Origin of the sequence: Kosakonia sp. BYX6 (genome assembly GCF_038449125.1) — a bacterium.
In the GTDB taxonomy this organism is placed as follows: domain Bacteria; phylum Pseudomonadota; class Gammaproteobacteria; order Enterobacterales; family Enterobacteriaceae; genus Kosakonia; species Kosakonia calanthes.
On record NZ_CP151800.1, the window covers coordinates 3,409,117 to 3,424,526 of the forward strand.

Here is a 15,410-nt window from a genome sequence, read left to right on the forward strand (position 1 = left end):
AAGGCCGATGTAATCACTATGACGCCCGCCTTTGGACAATACGATGAAATCACTTACGGTATATGGCTATCGCCTCGGTAGTGACTACGATGTGGAGTTTTTGCCGTTTAAAAAACGGCTGATTCACTATGCTGCGCCGGGAAACGCCGAGTTTTTGCGCCCGACAATGGCGAACCTGCTGACGTATCTTCTGCAACACGCCGTTGGTGAAGTGGTGGCAGACAACGTGCTGCAAATTCAGGTGTGGGAAAACAACGGCCTGAGTTGCTCCAGCCAGCGCTTATGGCAGGTGATGAATAACCTGAAACGCAAGCTGGCGCAGTTTGCTTTGCCGGAGGATTTTATTTTGCGCGTCGGCGGCAAAGGCTACATGATCCCGCCGGAATGCGTGCTGCAACTCTATTGCCGGAAAAGCTTTTTTCGATGCGATGAGTACGCCGCCGCAGAACATGTCATGCGTTAATGGGCGGGTAGCGCAGCGCGTCGATTAACAGCGCAAACGCGGCGGTGTGCTGCTTGCGACTCGGGTAGTAAAGAAAATAGCCGGGAAACGGCTCGCACCATTCGTCCAGCACGGTTTCCAGCGCGCCGTCCGCCACCGCCTGCGCGACACAATCTTCCGGCACCAGCGCCAGCCCCATGCCGCTTATCGCCGCGTCAACGCGGGATGTCAGGTGATTAAAGGTCAGTTGCCCTTCGACCCGCACGCGCAGCTGCTGGCCGTTTTTAGAAAATTCCCACGCGTATAATCCGCCGAGCGTTGGCAGGCGCATATTAATACAGTTGTGATGCTGTAAATCATGCGGGCTTTGCGGCTTGCCGTGGCGGGCGAAATACGCCGGGGAACCAACCACCACCATGCGCCAGTCCGGCCCGATTCGCACGGCGACCATATCTTTCGCGACCTGTTCACCAAGGCGGATGCCTGCATCAAATCGTCCGCTGACAATATCGGTCAGCGTGTTATCAATAGTGAATTCCACATTCACATCCGGGTAGGTTTGCAAAAAAGGTTTGATCGCCGGCCACACTGCGGAATTTAACGCGTGCTCGCCTAACGTAATGCGAATATTGCCGGCTACCCGATCGCGCGCCTCGGTCAGCGAAATGAGTTCTTCCTCAATCTCTTTAAAACGCGGGCCGATGCTGTTAATCAGCGCTTCGCCCGCATCCGTTGGCGCGACACTGCGCGTGGTGCGGGTTAATAACCTGATTTTTAAGCGTTCTTCTAAGCCGCGAATCGCATGGCTGAGTGCGGACTGCGAGACCCCTAATTTTGCCGCCGCGCGGGTAAAACTGCGTTCCCGCGCGACCACAATTAAATAAAAGAGATCGGTGAAATTGTCTTTTAGCATTGTTGTCCCCTGTTCAGCCACTCACACCTCGCCATGCTACACGATCATCACTTTTACGCTAATGACAATTACTTTCTGTTATTAATCAAATAATATAACCATGCAGCGGCGGCAGATATTTAAAAATTAAACATCCGCTATTCACTGCGAATAAAACGCTGATTAAATCCCCCTCGCTATTTAAGCGCATCTTTTGCCAATAAAAGCCGGGGAATTACCCCCGGATAGAGAGAAAAATAAGCAGTAGACAACAAAAAAATGCAATGAGGTTAATAAAACATTTGTAAAGTAACCTAAAGAGAGGCTGAACATATTGGCGATCTGTGCGTTTTAAAATAGTTCATGGTGATTTAAATTCATATTTAACGATATGTGCTAAAAATAATTAAAAGATTTACAGCCGCTAATAACGGGTGATAAACAATATCCAACAACCTGAATCATCCATGAACCATTTTCATAAATGGCGGTGCATTCTTGTTGCTATATAAAAACAGTGGCATTTCCTAAGGGTTTATTAATATGAAAATTTCTCAACTGAGTCTTTTAGTCTCTGCTGCGGTGCTGTGCTCGTCGGTACAGGCTGCAGAAATCTATAATAAGGATGGTAATAAGTTAGACTTATATGGTTTGGTGTCAGCCGAACATTATTTCTCTGATAACAGCGGCTGGGATGGCGACCAAACTTATATGCGTTTAGGTTTCCGTGGTGAGACGCAAATTAACGACCAGGTCACGGGTTACGGCCAATGGCAGATGCATATCGACGCCAATAAATCAGAAGGCGACACCAATACGCCACGCACCCGTTATGGCTTTGCCGGGTTAAAAGTGGCGAATTATGGCTCCATTGATTATGGCCGTAATAAAGGTATTTTATATGACTCCCTCGGTTATACCGATATGCAGCCAGAATTCGATGCCATGACCTACGGCTCCGATCAATTTATGTTTAACCGTGGCAATGGCATGCTGACCTACCGTAATACCGACTTTTTCGGTCTGGTCGACGGTCTGAATTTCTCATTGCAATACCAGGGTAAAAACGACGGCAGCGGCGAATCCGGTGCCGGGCGCAATGTGCTGCGCCAGAATGGCGACGGCTATGGTATGTCGCTGGAATATAACATTGGCGCAGGCGTAAGCGTGGTGGGCGCAATGAGCAGCTCGAAACGCACAACGGAACAAAATACCGATGAGAATATTCTCGGTAATGGCGATCGCGCAGAAGCTTATTCCGGCGCACTGAAATATGACGCCAATAATATTTATTTGGCCGCCATGTTTACTCAGGCTTATAACGCGTCGCGTTTTGGTAGTTCTTCCGATACCACCACAGCTTATGGTTATGCTAACCAATCGCAGATTTTCGAAGCCTATGCCAGTTATCAATTTGATTTCGGTTTACAGCCATTCGTCGCTTATAACTCGCTCAAAGGTAAGGATATTGGCAGCAATACTTCAGGCGCGAATTATGGCGATCAGGATATTGAAAAATATGTTGATCTCGGCGCCACTTATTACTTCAACAAAAACTTCAATATGTTCGTCGATTATAAAATCAACTTAATTGACGACGATGAATTTACCGATGCAGCCGGTATTAATACCGATGACGTTGTCGCAGTCGGTATGGTTTATCAGTTCTGATGACATAAAAAAGGCGGCAATTGCCGCCTTTTTGCGCATCCCTGTTGAATTATCGTTCCTGCATATGCTGAATATGTCGTCGCCAGACACCTGGCGGCATTCGATATTTACGGGTAAATGTCCGGGTAAAGGTCTGCTGCGAGTCATAGCCGTATTTTGTCGAAATGGTCATGACGGTTTGCCCACTTTCAAGCAGCTCCTGCGCGGCGCTTTCCAGACGCTTCTCGCGGATATAAATGCCTAGCGGGATCTGTAGCACCTGTTGAAACAAGCGCTGCAAATGCCATTTCGAGTACCCCGCCCGCATGGCAACCTCTTCTATCTTCAGCGGTCTGTCGATGTTGTCATCAATCCATTGCTGGATTTCAAGGATCACTGCCTGTTGCATACCCATTGTCAGAGCCTCCTTAGAAACAGGAGCGCTCACCTTAGCGTGACGATACTTACTGAAATATGACCGGATGTCGCACTTATTTTCAAAGATATATTATTCGGAATTGTCTAATCGCATGGTGAAATTAATGCCTGGCAATCGCCATCATTTCAGCGCGAACTGAGCAACGCCCCGACAATCCCGCCGATAAACACCGCCGATCCGTTGATATAAAGTCCAATAATCACGCGTCTTTACTCCTGCTCATTAAGGTCATGTTTTCCCCCCATCGCGGCAGATCGGCACAATCCAGATCGAGCAGGCTCAACGCCCGCGCCACGCTATGAGTAATGATTTCTTCCACACTGGCGGGCTTTGCGTACAACGCTGGCACCGGTGGAAAGACAATGCCGCCAGGGTATGCATCGAACAAGGGGCAATCAGCATGCCGAGGGTACGAAACGATCCGCTGGCAATTGCCGCGCCGACCGCGCAAAACGGATAAACCACATCCGCCAGCGCCGCGACGTTGTTTTCGGTCAAGGTGGTTTCATGTTCGCGGTTCAAATGCCCCGCCGGTGAGATAACCAAATGGCTTTCAACGTCCAGCTGGCGCAGGTAACGCAGCGCCTGCAATCCGTAGGAGAAGCCAGATGCGCCGCCGATCCCCACAATGACGCGCGGTTTTTGTGCGTGTCGCATAACAAACCCTGACATGCATGCTCCTTATGACTTGTTAAAACCCGGGATAAAACGGTTCACATCCACGTCGAGAAATTCACTGCGCTGGAAGTTGGCTTTCAGGCTGTACGGCACCGTGCAGTCGAAGATGGTTTTGCAGGCGATACCGTGGTCGCGAACCGACGGACTAAAGGCCGGATCGGAAGACAGGTCGAACGGGTGGCAGCGCACGCCGGGAATAAAGACCGTGCTGACATCGCCCTGGTAGCGGGTGGTCATCGCCCACACCACGTCGTTAAGGTCGAAGACATCGACATCTTCATCCACCAGCATCACGTGTTTGAGTTCCGAAAACGCCGAGAAAGCCAGCAGTGCCGCCTGACGCTGGCGACCTTCGTCCGCCGCGAAGCGTTTTTTCACCTGCAACACCGCCAGATATTTCCCGGTGCCCGGTGACGGGCAATGCACATTCTGCACAAAGCCCGGCAGCGCACGTTCAACCATCTGCAAGATGCTGGCTTCGGTCGGAATACCGGCCATATTGGTGTGTTCGTCGCTTGGGCCGATGCTGGTGGCGGCGATGGGGGTGGGCGTCACGCTGGTGCCGGAAACGCAGCGCTCGGTGATGCTGCCGGACATCAGCTATTGCTACTTAAATGAGGCCAGCGCCACCACCACCTTGACCCTAAGCTGGCAGCGGCGCGTGAAGAGTAAGGCGCTGACGGATTTCATTCGCTACGCCCATGAATTAACCGGCACCACCGGCGGCGCAACCCGCGGCGGCGGTACCGTAAGCAAAAATCCCGGTGTGGCAAAAACAAATGAATAATGAATGAAAGCGTAGTCCTTAATTAGACGGCGCGGTGGCCGTCGTCGTGGTCGTGGTGGTCGTCGAGCTATTACTGCCATCACTTGTACCCCCCATGGATAATAACAACAGGCCGGTGGCTGCGGTTATTACTGCCGTTCCGGTTAACACCGAACTACCGACGGCAAATTCAGACGCATTGTCACCTGCGGCTGTTCCTTCCTCGACCGGAGCTGCGTAACAAAATCCGCAAATAATAAATGGAAAAGCCAAAATAATGCATTTTACACGCGTCATTTTTCTGTCCTCATATTTTATTGGAGCCACCCATACTTTAAATCGCCATCACAGAAATGGATCGCAAATTAGGACATTCCTCGACAATATGGAGACAATTGGGAGATTCCTCAAAAATATTTAATTACCTGGGGAAGCGGCGATTTGAACGCACCAGGAAAAATAAGAATATCCTCAGTTAACAATTTTTTTGCAATATGATACAGATCAAAAAAGAAACATAAGATTACATTTAACACATCCAGATTTTGTTCAAATCAGGGCTTCACACCCCCCTATCCAGGCGCCCCAGGAGGTTGCAACATGGAAATAAAAATAGATGTCATCTTATGCAAAATCACCTGCTCCTATACTAAAAAAGGTATCTCCCAATTAGTGAGGGAGATCCAAAATGGCAGGGAATCGAAAATAAGCATTAACTTCTCCGCCCCCTATTCTGGCCGGGGGATTCTGGTGTTCACGAAGGGGCATTTTATTCCTTTCACGTTGGCTGATACGCCCATAATCGTGATACCGGATAAAGTCGCCGTAAATGTATTACTGGACATCTTGAGGGAGTTTGTTAATGGCAGAATGAGTGAGCATGTGAAAACGATCCGCCTGGGACGCCGCGAGATCTCGATTCTCAAAGAGATGATTTTTGAAAAAAGCGACGATGAAATTTCGACGTTATTACAGATAAACAAAAAAACGGTTTCTTCGCACAAAGATAATATTAAGAAAAAAATATCTGCCAATTCTAAAATTGATATTTTTTACGCCTTCAGTATTTTCTCTTTAAAAGGCTGCATGCTGTCAGACAATAATAATGAAGAAACACCTTTTACGCCGCGAAGCACACAACCCGATAAAATAGTGGAGTACGGTTAATTATTTTAAGGCAACAGTAATTCCGGCCCTCCAGTCAGAGCGACAGTAATTAACTAAAAAACAGTTTCATTTTTACCTTGCGGATAAAAATGAAGTCTTACTGAATAAAGTTAGCTTCTTCTGCTGTATTTACGCGTATGTCCGACTTTTCGTGAGCGTAATACCCGTAAGTGCTTATAAAACGAGTAGGCGATCACAACCAGCAGAATGACAACCAGGGCCAAATGTATGATGATCATTTTCGTAAACTCACTGCGTGCGGGCTTTTATTAACTAACGAATCGGCATGGCGGTCAATAGCTGTTTTCAAAATAAGACTCGCCTCAACTTTTATGAACCAGCTACTCGGCTTCTGTGCTAACGTTGTGCCGCCGCAGGTAATGCGGCGGTGTTTCGTCGCTCACTGGCAAAGTTAATGAGGGTCTATGAGAATTGGTATCGCGTTTCCCATTTTAGTATTTATTGTCGCCGTCGCATTCCTGGCCTGGTTTATCATTGGTGGGTACGCTACGCCGTCCTGATGTTTTCAGTATCTGCTTACAGAAAATAAGTAAAACCAATGGATTCTGTGACTCTGCTCACCTTTGCGCGGGTGTAAAATGCCGGGCAAGAATGTTTAGCGGAGCGGTTAATGAATATCATCGAAGTCATCATGTCGGCGGGCAAGGTTTCCGTGGATGTTGCGTTATATACCTTGCTACCGATCATGGTGGTGATGCTCATCGTCATGAAGTACCTGGAAGAAAAAGGTGTGCTGGACGCGATCGTCCGTATCACCACCCCTGTTTTAAAACCTTTTGGCATTAGCGGCATGGGCATTTTTGCCCTGATCCAGCTTAACTTTGTCAGCTTTGCCGCCCCGCTCGCCGCGCTGGCGATTATGGAAAGACGCGGCACTTCCGACCGCCATCTTGCCGCGACGCTGGCGATGTTGTTCGCGATGGGGCAAGCGAACGTCTTTTATCCCCTCACCCCGTTTGGCCTGCATTGGGGGATGGCGATTATCATTTCGCTGATTGGCGGCCTGGCCGCGTCAGTGGCGACCTGGTATGTCACCGGCCGAAAACTCTCTACCGTGAGCCTGCGCGATGAAGAAGGCGAATTACACAAGGACAAACCGCGCGCCGGGTTGATTGCCGTGATTAATGGCGCAGGTGCCGATGCCATCCGTTTGGCGCTGGGCTCGCTGCCGATGCTGCTGTTGTCGCTGACGGTGGTCGGAATATTAAAAGCCGCAGGCGTGGTGGAAGCCTTAACCGCGCTGCTGACGCCGCTGCTGTCGTTTTTCAATATTTCTACCGCTTATGTGTTGCTGACCTTAACCAAGTGTCTGGCAGGCGGTACGGCTTACTTTGGCGTGGCCTCTGAAATGGTGCAGCACGGGCAACTCACCGCTCAGCAGATCAATGCATCAGCGGGCTTTCTGGTGCAAACGCTGGATTTACCCGGCATCGGTATTTTCCTCGGCATCGCCAGCCGTTTCGTTCGGTTATTCCGTTTCGCGCTGCCCGGCGCGATTATCGGCATCCTTGTACGAACGCTTCTGCATGTGGTGGTGTTTTGATGCAGCGATGAAATTCTTCCATCGCTGAACGAAAATGCCCGGTGGCGCTAACGCTCACCGGGCCTACACGTCTGCTCTCCCGTAGGCCGGATAAGGCGTCAGCCGCCATCCGGCAAAACAGCCGAAAGCTACCCTATTTCTTCACCGTATCTTCGAGGAAGAACCGTCCTAGCGGGTTCTGATAAAAACCCTCGATATTTTTGCGGCTCACGTTGCGGTACGGGCTGTAATACAGATCAACCCAGTTCACGTCGGCTTTCGCCATTTTTTGCAGATCGATATACATCTGCTCGCGTTTTTTGGCGTCCATCTCCACGCGCGCCGCGGCCACCAACGCTTTCACCTTGTCGTTTTTATACCGCGTCATGTAGTTCATGTTCGCATCATGACCGAGCACAAACGTCGTTTTCTGATCCGGGTCGAGAATGTCGTTGGTCCAGTACATCACCGAAATATCGTACTCACCGGCCACCAGCATATCCCAGCTCTGGCTCGGGTCGACTTTCTGCAAATTGACCTTCACACCGGCTTTCGACAATTGCTGTTGCAGCAAAATGGCGATCTGTTCGTCCACCTCATCCCCGGCGTTAACCACATAATTAAGGGTTAAATCCGACGCCCCGGCGGCTTTCAGCATCTGTTTCGCTTTTTCAGGATCGTAAGCGCGACGCAGATTATCGTTGTAGTGATACAACGCCCCGGCAGGAATATAGGAGTTCGCCACCTGGCCGTAACCAAAGGTCACGGTTTTCACAATCGCGTCTTTATCAATGGCGAAATCCAGCGCCTGGCGCACGTCGACTTTGCCGAGCGCACCGTGCGAATGGTTGATCAACAGGTGATCTTCACGGGTCGAAGGATCAAGTTCCACTTTCAGGTTGCTGTCTTTTTGCAGCGACGCAATGCGCGAAAACGGCACCGTCAGCGCCGCGTCCAGCTCGCCGGCCTGCACTTTCAACATACGCGTGTTGTCATCAGGAATGGTCAGCCAGTCCACCCCGTCGAGGCTGACGTTTTTCGCCTGCCAGAAGTTCGGGTTCTTCACCAGCACGATTTTTTCACCGCGCAGCCACTCTTTCACGCTAAACGCGCCGGAACCGATCGGTTTTTCCGCAAAGGTTTCCGCCCCTTCCGCTTTAAACGCTTTTTCAGAAATGACCGACGAATTCGGCAGCGCCAGTTGCGAGAGGAACGGCGCCGACGGCGATTTCAGCGTGATCACCAGCGTGCGTGGATCGGGCGCTTCGGCTTTGTCGATGATGCTGTAAGAATCGCGCCACAGCGAACCTTCATCATCGCGGATGCGCAACAAGCTAAAGGCGGCATCGCTGGCGGTGAGTGGCGTGCCATCAGAGAATTTCGTGTCGCGAATTTTAAAGGTGTAAACCTTGCCATCCGGCGAAATCGTCCAGCTTTCCGCCACGCCTGGCTCCAGTTTGGTGCCGGTTTTATCGACCCGTACCAGCGGATCGAAAACATTGGAAAACACCCAGTTATCGGCGTTTTGCGCGGATTTGATCGGGTCGAAAGTGGTGCTGTCTTCACGCCGTCCGATGGTCAGAACGCCAGCCGCCTGCGCCAGTTCGCTGACCACACTCAGTGCCAGAAAAACGCTGGCGACCAACAAGTTAACCTGCCTGTGCTTCATCAAAAGATCTCCCAGTCAAAGGAACAACAGTCTCATCGCCTGCATGACTTAACACGCAGGTCCAGGTGTGATCGGCAATCTGCCGGGTTGGGGGTAAAGCACCGGTGCGGCACTGCACCTGTGCATAAGGGCAACGCGGATGAAAGGCGCAACCCTGTGGAATGGCAACCGGGCTGGGCGGCTCGCCGCCGAGCGGCTCTTCCGGTAACGGTTTGTCCGGTGAAATATCAGGAATCGCCGCCACCAGCGCGGCGGTATAGGGGTGCCGGGGCCGGGTAAAGACCTCTTCGGCCGGGCCTTCTTCGACAATGCGTCCGAGGTACATCACCGCCACGCGATCGCACAGGCGGCGCACAATCGCCAGATCGTGGGCGATAAACAGGATCGCCAGACCCATTTTTTCCCGCAGATCCATCAGCAAATTGACGATCTGCCCCTGAATCGACACATCCAGCGCCGCCACGCACTCATCCGCCACAATCAAGCGCGGTTCGATGGCCAGCGCCCGCGCGATACCGGCACGTTGGCACTGCCCGCCGCTTAACTGGCTGGGTTTTACACTGGCTTGCTCCGGGCGTAAGCCGACCAGCGTTAATAACTCCGCTACCCGCGCCGGAACGTCGTTGCGCGGCACTTTTTGATGCACGCGCAGCACTTCGGCGATGCTTTCGCCCAGCGTCTGCCGGGGGTTGAGCGAGGCGAATGGATCCTGAAAAATCATCGCCGTTTGCATTCTCAAGCGCGCAATCTCGCTTTTCAGGCCGTGCGTGACGCGCTGCCCATCGAAACGCACTTCGCCTTCACTGACCTTTTCAAGCTGCAACAATGCCCGCCCGAGCGTGCTTTTGCCGCTGCCGGATTCGCCCACCAGGCCGAGCGTTTCACCGGCGCGGATTTTCAACGTCACCTGCGTGACCGCATGTACCACGCGTTTTTTACTGAACAGGCCGCCAGAAAGCGGGAACGTGACCGAAACGTGGTCTGCCTCCAGCAATGGCCAGTTTGTCGTTGTCGCCATTATCCCTCCCGCTGGGTCAGTGGCTGTAAAGCGTGATGACACGCCGCCGCGTGCGCCAGGCTGTCGCGTCCGGCGCGCAGCGCGGGTTGCTGCAGGCAGGCAGCACTGGCGCGCGGGCAGCGCGGATGAAAGCGGCAACCCGGCGGGAAACTGCTCGCCACCGGAGGCTGACCGTTAATCGTCACCAGCCGCCCTTGCCCGCCAACACTTGCAGGTTGGCAATCAATCAGCCCGCGCGTGTAAGGGTGCAGCGGCTGCGCGAGCACTTCGCGTTTGCCGCCCACTTCGCATAACCGCCCGCCGTACATCACCGCGATGCGATCGCAAGTTTGCGCCACCACGCCGAGATCGTGAGTGATCATGATCACTGCCAAACCAAGCTGCCGGCGCAGATCGCTCAGCAAGCGCAGGATTTGCATCTGTACGGTGACATCCAGCGCAGTGGTCGGTTCATCGGCAATCAGTAACGCCGGTTCGGGCGCCAGCGCCACGGCGATCATCGCGCGCTGGCGCATACCGCCGGAAAACTCATGGGGATAGTTGTGAACGCGGGTTTGCGGATCGGGAATACCGACCTGGCGCAGCAGTTCTTTAGCGTCTTCCCACGCCTGGCGGCGGCTGGTACCAAAATGCAGGCGGCGGCTTTCGGCAATCTGCTCGCCGATGGTCATCACCGGGTTAAGATGGCTGGCCGGGTTCTGGAAAATCATGCCGATTTCCCGACCACGCACCGCCGCCATTTGCCCTTCGCTGAGCGACAAAATATCGCGCCCGCCAAACTGCACTTCGCCCCCGGTGAGGGTTAGCGCCTCGCCCGGCAACAGGCGCATCAACGCCCGGCAGGTCACCGTTTTTCCGGAACCGCTTTCACCCACCAGCCCGAGCATTTCACCGGCGTTTAGCTGAAACGAGACGTTATCGACCAGCTTAATATCCGGCGCGCGGGAAATGGTCAGTTGCGAGACAGTCAGCAACGTCATACATGCGCTCCCAGTTTATCGCCGAGGCCATCGGCCAACAGGCTAAAGCCCATGGCCAGCAAGACGATCGCCAGCCCAGGGAAAGTGGTTATCCACCACGCGGTGGTGATAAAACTCTGCCCTTCCGCCACCATCACGCCCCATTCAGCGGTGGGTGGCTGCACACCCAGCCCGAGATAGCTGATCGCCGCGCCGTTAAGCAGCACCAGCACGCAATCGGACATGGAAAACACCACCGCGCCGGTCAGTGCATTGGGCAGCAAGTGGCGAAACAGAATCCGCAGATGCCCGTAGCCGAGGCTGCGCGCCGCCAGAATAAAATCGCGCTGCTTAAGGGTCAGTACCTGCGCACGCACCAGCCTGGCGTAAGAAACCCAGCCGACCATCGCCATCGCAATATAAAAACTGCCGAGGCCAGGCCCGAGGATAGCGATGATTGCCAGCATCAAGACCAGGAAAGGGAACGCCAGCACGATGTCGATGATGCGCATGATAGTCGCGTCCACCGCGCCGCCGAGGTAGCCCGACAGCGCGCCGAGCGTGATACCGAGCATAAACGGAAAAATGACCCCCAGCAGGCAGATTTGCAGATCCACCCGAGCGCCCCACAGCACGCGGGAAAAGATGTCGCGCCCGAAGTTATCGGTACCAAAAAAATGTACTCCGCCCGGCGGTAACAGGCTGGCTGTCGCATCCTGCGCGATGGGATCAAACGGCGCCAGCCACGGCGTGAAGAGAGCGATAAACAGCCAGATGCCGACAATCAACGCCCCGGCGTTAAGCGCGTGGTGGCGCGGGATCGCCCGGCGACGTAAACCCGAAATCATGCCCAGTGCGCTCATAGTTTTACCCTCGGATCCAGCGCCACCGTTAACACATCGGCCAGCAAGTTAACGGCGACAGTGGCAAGGGCAAACACCATCACCACGCCCTGCACCACCATGTAATCGCGGCTGAAAATCGCCTTCACCAGCAATTGCCCCAGCCCCGGAATGGCGAACACGCTCTCAATCACCACCGTGCTGCCAATCAGCCAGCCAATATTCACCGCCAGCAGGTTGAGTGTTGGTACCAGCGAATTAGGCAGGACATGACGCCAGAAAATGCGGTTTTCCCGCTGGCCGCGCGCTCTGGCGGCAATGACATAATCGCTGCGCATCTCCATCAGCAGGCTGGCGCGCAGGTTGCGGATCAGCACCGCCGAAAGCGCCAGCGCCACCGTCAGGCACGGCAGCGCCATATGGTGCACGCGGTCGGTAAAATCGCTGCCGTAGCCGGAAACCGGGAACCAGCCTAGCACCACGCTGAACACAATAATCATCATGATGCCGAGCCAAAACGCGGGGAAACCGAGGCCAGCAGTGGTGAACAGGCGAATAAACTGATCGGCGGCGCGCCCGCGTTGACGCGCGGCGAGGGAAGCCAATGGCACAGTGAAGAGAACCGCCAGCAGCACACTGCCGAGCACTAACCAAAGGGTCGGTTCGAGGCGCGAGGCGATAAGTTTCAGGGTGTCGATGCGATAAACGATCGATTTCCCCAATTCACCTCGCAATAAATTGCTCAGAAAGTAGCCATACTGTACCCACAGGGGTTCATCCAACCCGAACTGCGCACGGATCCGCGCCAGCGCCGCCGGTGTGCTGCGCACGCCTAACAGAATACGCGCCGGATCGCCGGGGATCGCCCGCACCATCGCGAAGGTGATGATACTGATCCCCAATAGCACCGGCAGTAGCTGTAACGGTCGAAATAATAAAAAACGATAACGGTGCATCAGCATTCTCCCGTGGTGCATTGTGCAAGGCTTGCTCAGTAAACCGCCCCACGATGGTGCAGCACTCTCCTGGCGCTCTGCGCCCGCGCATTAACCGGGCCTTTTCCTTACGCTAGCGGCATCAACGGTGACTGGGTAGTTAGCAAAAATACTAGTTTTGCCCTTTTCCCACGGACGGCACTGGAATTGCATGTTTTAGACGAAGCCACGGGGATCGTTGCATAAAGTGTGCCCGTGGCGTGGCACCGTTAACGAAGAAGGGGGTCATTATGCAAATTGACATTGAAAACCCTGGTGCTGCCAACGCAACCAGGCTTACGGACGCGTTTGCCGGACTGTTTTTACAGACGCAGGCGTTGGGTTTTGATGCGGTGATTTACGACTACACGCCGGTTCCGCGCTCGCTGGAAGGCACGCTTATCACGCCGTCCGTGCTGGAGATGCGCAATGTCCCGGAAGATATGCAGCGCTTGTGGTGCGAGCGGGGTTATTACCAGGTGGATCCGGTGCAGCACTTCGCGTTGGAAAGTTGCGCGCCGTTTGTCTGGTCTTATCAACGCCCGGACAGCAGTGCGCTCCAGGGCCGGCTTGACGATAACGCCCAACAAGTGACGCACTATATGCGCGATCACAATATGCCCTGCGGGGCGACGGTGCCGCTGCATCTGCCGCACGGCGGGTTTGTCACCCTGACCGGGATTGTAGAAAGCCAACAGCGCGCACGGGATATCAGTGACGCGCTGGCGCAGTTGACCTTTATTGCGCACCGTTTTCAGGAGTCCGCTTTTCCACTGTTCGACCCCGCGATGAGCATCTGTCGTCATGTCAAACTGAGCAACCGCGAGCGCGAATGCCTGGCGTGGTCGGCCGAAGGGCTGACGGCGAAAGAGATTGCCCGCAAGCTGCACCGCTCGGTCGCCACCGTGACTTTGCATCTCAACACCGCGGCGAAAAAGCTCGGCGCCAGCAACCGGGTTCAGGCCGTAGTGCGGGCAATGCATTACCGTTTGCTGGACAGTTAAGAACTAGCATTTTTGCTAGTGTTCAGTGTGGCCTTTGGCGTTCTAACCTGAAAGTCAGTTCACTTTTACAGGGTAGACGTCAAACATGTACACCATTCATGAAGGCTATGTCCCCTTTCGGGAATACCAGACCTGGTATCGCATCAGCGGCGATCTGCATAACGGGCAGACGCCGCTGGTGGTGGCCCACGGCGGACCTGGCTGCACCCACGATTATGTGGATGCGTTTAAAGACATCGCCGAAACCGGGCGCGCGGTGATCCACTACGATCAAATCGGTAATGGGCTCTCAACGCATTTACCGCACAAAAGCCCCGATTTCTGGCAGCCTTCCCTTTTCCTCGACGAACTTAACCACCTGTTGCAAGCCCTTGAGATTGCCGACAACTATGCGCTGCTCGGCCAATCCTGGGGCGGCATGCTGGCGGCGGAACATGCCGTTACGCAGCCGCAAGGGTTGAAAGCGATGATCATCGCCAACTCGCCGGCCTCAATGGCGCTGTGGCTGAAAGGCGCGGCAAAGTTGCGCGCAAAACTGCCGTCGGATGTGCAAGATACGCTGTTGACCCACGAAGCGGCGGGCACCATCACAAGCGCGGAATATAAAGCCGCTAGCCGGGTATTTTATCAGCGTCATGTTTGTCGCCTCGATCCCTGGCCGATTGAAGTGCAGCGCACCTTTGATGCGCTAGATATCGATCCCACCGTCTATCTCGCCATGAATGGCCCGACCGAATTTCACGTTATCGGCAGTATGAAAAACTGGACCATCATCGACCGGTTAAAACAAGTGCGCGTGCCGACACTGCTGATTTCCGGGCGTTTTGATGAAGCCACGCCGGAAACAGTTCAACCGTATAAAGACCACATTACCGGGGCGAAGTGGGTGATTTTTGAGTCTTCCAGCCACATGCCCCATGTCGAAGAGCGGCCGTTGTGCATGAAGACCGTCAGCGACTTTTTGTTGGCTACTTGTTGAGAGTATTCATTACTAGCCACCACCAGGTTGATCGTGTTGTTACTTTAAGCGCCGCAAGGCGCTTTTTTTTTGTCATGCCTGGCATAACCGCCCTAAGAAAAAATGAAATAGCTGTGCTAAATTTTCGAAGTCAAAGAAAGGAGGGGCGAGAAATGAAGTTCAATGATGAGCTTACGGGACTCATTGGATTGGCAATTGGCGCAGCAGTCATTGGTCTGGTTGCAGAGCGTAAGCCCATTAACCGGGACAGTATTGTGCAAGAGATTGAACGGCAAGGCAGAAGCAGGGGCGATGGTGTTGAGGAAGATGTTTTTCTCAAAGCAGCAGAGTTGGTCAGCAAAGGGATGTGATTGTACCGCCATACCGAATAAACAGGCGAGCTTGCCAA

Annotated in this window: 17 protein-coding genes and 2 pseudogenes; 9 read left to right on the forward strand and 10 right to left on the reverse strand. The window is 53.6% G+C overall.

The genetic code is table 11. From position 1 onward, the window contains the following. Positions 1-43: 43 nt before the first annotated feature. Positions 44-463 (forward strand): winged helix-turn-helix domain-containing protein, encoded by a 420-nt coding sequence (locus tag AAEY27_RS16020; protein ID WP_342321714.1) that lies wholly within the window; start codon positions 44-46, stop codon positions 461-463. Here AAEY27_RS16020 and AAEY27_RS16025 read toward each other — a convergent pair. Next, positions 453-1,355, reverse strand: coding sequence for a LysR family transcriptional regulator (locus tag AAEY27_RS16025; protein WP_342321716.1), 903 nt, complete (start codon positions 1,353-1,355; stop codon positions 453-455). The genes AAEY27_RS16020 and AAEY27_RS16025 overlap by 11 nt on opposite strands. A 522-nt stretch (positions 1,356-1,877) precedes the next feature. Here AAEY27_RS16025 and ompC point away from each other — a divergent pair. Continuing rightward, a complete protein-coding gene (gene ompC, locus AAEY27_RS16030) occupies positions 1,878-3,005 on the forward strand; it encodes a porin OmpC (RefSeq protein ID WP_342321717.1) in 1,128 nt (375 codons plus the stop codon). A 49-nt stretch (positions 3,006-3,054) separates the two neighbouring features. On the opposite strand, the gene AAEY27_RS16035 is transcribed toward ompC, so the two are convergent. The 3 genes and pseudogenes from AAEY27_RS16035 to AAEY27_RS16045 all read right to left on the reverse strand — a co-directional run. After that, positions 3,055-3,399 carry a helix-turn-helix domain-containing protein gene (locus tag AAEY27_RS16035; protein ID WP_342321718.1) on the reverse strand — a complete coding sequence of 115 codons (345 nt, stop codon included), beginning with the start codon at positions 3,397-3,399 and terminating at the stop codon, positions 3,055-3,057. Positions 3,400-3,622: 223 nt separating this feature from the next. Beyond that, positions 3,623-4,095 (reverse strand): annotated as a pseudogene (locus tag AAEY27_RS16040) (flavoprotein). 9 nt (positions 4,096-4,104) lie between these two features. Then, a pseudogene (locus AAEY27_RS16045) lies at positions 4,105-4,644 on the reverse strand (UbiD family decarboxylase); the annotation flags it as partial. Between AAEY27_RS16045 and AAEY27_RS16050 the strand changes: the two are divergent. After that, positions 4,640-4,888 carry a hypothetical protein gene (locus AAEY27_RS16050; RefSeq protein ID WP_342321719.1) on the forward strand — a complete coding sequence of 83 codons (249 nt, stop codon included), beginning with the start codon at positions 4,640-4,642 and terminating at the stop codon, positions 4,886-4,888. The pseudogene AAEY27_RS16045 and the gene AAEY27_RS16050 sit on opposite strands and share 5 nt — an antisense overlap. Positions 4,889-4,906: 18 nt before the next feature. On the opposite strand, the gene yjbE is transcribed toward AAEY27_RS16050, so the two are convergent. Next, positions 4,907-5,164, reverse strand: a complete 258-nt coding sequence (yjbE, locus tag AAEY27_RS16055) for an exopolysaccharide production protein YjbE (protein ID WP_342321721.1) — start codon at positions 5,162-5,164, stop codon at positions 4,907-4,909. Between the two features lie 303 nt (positions 5,165-5,467). On the opposite strand from yjbE, the gene AAEY27_RS16060 reads away from it, so the two are divergent. The 3 genes from AAEY27_RS16060 (at position 5,468) to AAEY27_RS16070 (ending at position 7,598) form a co-directional block, all read left to right on the forward strand. Then, on the forward strand, positions 5,468-6,034 hold the full coding sequence (locus AAEY27_RS16060; protein ID WP_342321722.1) for a LuxR C-terminal-related transcriptional regulator: 567 nt from the start codon (positions 5,468-5,470) through the stop codon (positions 6,032-6,034). Positions 6,035-6,459: 425 nt separating this feature from the next. Then, on the forward strand, positions 6,460-6,555 hold the full coding sequence (locus AAEY27_RS16065) for a YoaK family small membrane protein (protein ID WP_342321723.1): 96 nt from the start codon (positions 6,460-6,462) through the stop codon (positions 6,553-6,555). 110 nt (positions 6,556-6,665) lie between these two features. Beyond that, on the forward strand, positions 6,666-7,598 hold the full coding sequence (locus AAEY27_RS16070; RefSeq protein ID WP_342321725.1) for a nucleoside recognition domain-containing protein: 933 nt from the start codon (positions 6,666-6,668) through the stop codon (positions 7,596-7,598). Positions 7,599-7,731: 133 nt separating this feature from the next. Here AAEY27_RS16070 and AAEY27_RS16075 read toward each other — a convergent pair whose 3' ends face one another. From AAEY27_RS16075 to AAEY27_RS16095, 5 genes are read right to left on the reverse strand one after another with little or no spacing between them, the layout of a single operon-like run. Then, the gene (locus tag AAEY27_RS16075) at positions 7,732-9,246 is read right to left on the reverse strand and encodes an ABC transporter substrate-binding protein (RefSeq protein ID WP_342321727.1); all 1,515 of its coding nucleotides are present in this window, start codon (positions 9,244-9,246) and stop codon (positions 7,732-7,734) included. Next, positions 9,227-10,264 (reverse strand): ABC transporter ATP-binding protein, encoded by a 1,038-nt coding sequence (locus tag AAEY27_RS16080; protein ID WP_342321728.1) that lies wholly within the window; start codon positions 10,262-10,264, stop codon positions 9,227-9,229. The genes AAEY27_RS16075 and AAEY27_RS16080 overlap by 20 nt, the downstream gene beginning before the upstream one ends. Then, positions 10,264-11,244 carry an ABC transporter ATP-binding protein gene (locus AAEY27_RS16085; RefSeq protein WP_342321730.1) on the reverse strand — a complete coding sequence of 327 codons (981 nt, stop codon included), beginning with the start codon at positions 11,242-11,244 and terminating at the stop codon, positions 10,264-10,266. Before AAEY27_RS16085 ends, AAEY27_RS16080 begins: the two co-directional genes overlap by 1 nt. Then, entirely contained in the window at positions 11,241-12,086 is an 846-nt protein-coding gene (locus AAEY27_RS16090) for an ABC transporter permease (RefSeq protein ID WP_342321732.1), read from the reverse strand. The genes AAEY27_RS16085 and AAEY27_RS16090 overlap by 4 nt, the downstream gene beginning before the upstream one ends. Then, a complete protein-coding gene (locus AAEY27_RS16095; RefSeq protein ID WP_342321734.1) occupies positions 12,083-13,021 on the reverse strand; it encodes an ABC transporter permease in 939 nt (312 codons plus the stop codon). Before AAEY27_RS16095 ends, AAEY27_RS16090 begins: the two co-directional genes overlap by 4 nt. A 269-nt stretch (positions 13,022-13,290) precedes the next feature. Here AAEY27_RS16095 and AAEY27_RS16100 point away from each other — a divergent pair, with 269 nt between their 5' ends. From AAEY27_RS16100 to AAEY27_RS16110, 3 genes are all read left to right on the forward strand, one after another. Continuing rightward, entirely contained in the window at positions 13,291-14,043 is a 753-nt protein-coding gene (locus AAEY27_RS16100) for a LuxR family transcriptional regulator (RefSeq protein WP_342321736.1), read from the forward strand. A gap of 85 nt (positions 14,044-14,128) precedes the next feature. Then, a complete protein-coding gene (locus tag AAEY27_RS16105; RefSeq protein ID WP_342321737.1) occupies positions 14,129-15,022 on the forward strand; it encodes a proline iminopeptidase-family hydrolase in 894 nt (297 codons plus the stop codon). Between the two features lie 152 nt (positions 15,023-15,174). Beyond that, positions 15,175-15,372: a hypothetical protein gene (locus tag AAEY27_RS16110; protein WP_342321739.1), complete on the forward strand. Its 198-nt coding sequence runs from the start codon at positions 15,175-15,177 to the stop codon at positions 15,370-15,372. Positions 15,373-15,410 lie beyond the last annotated feature (38 nt).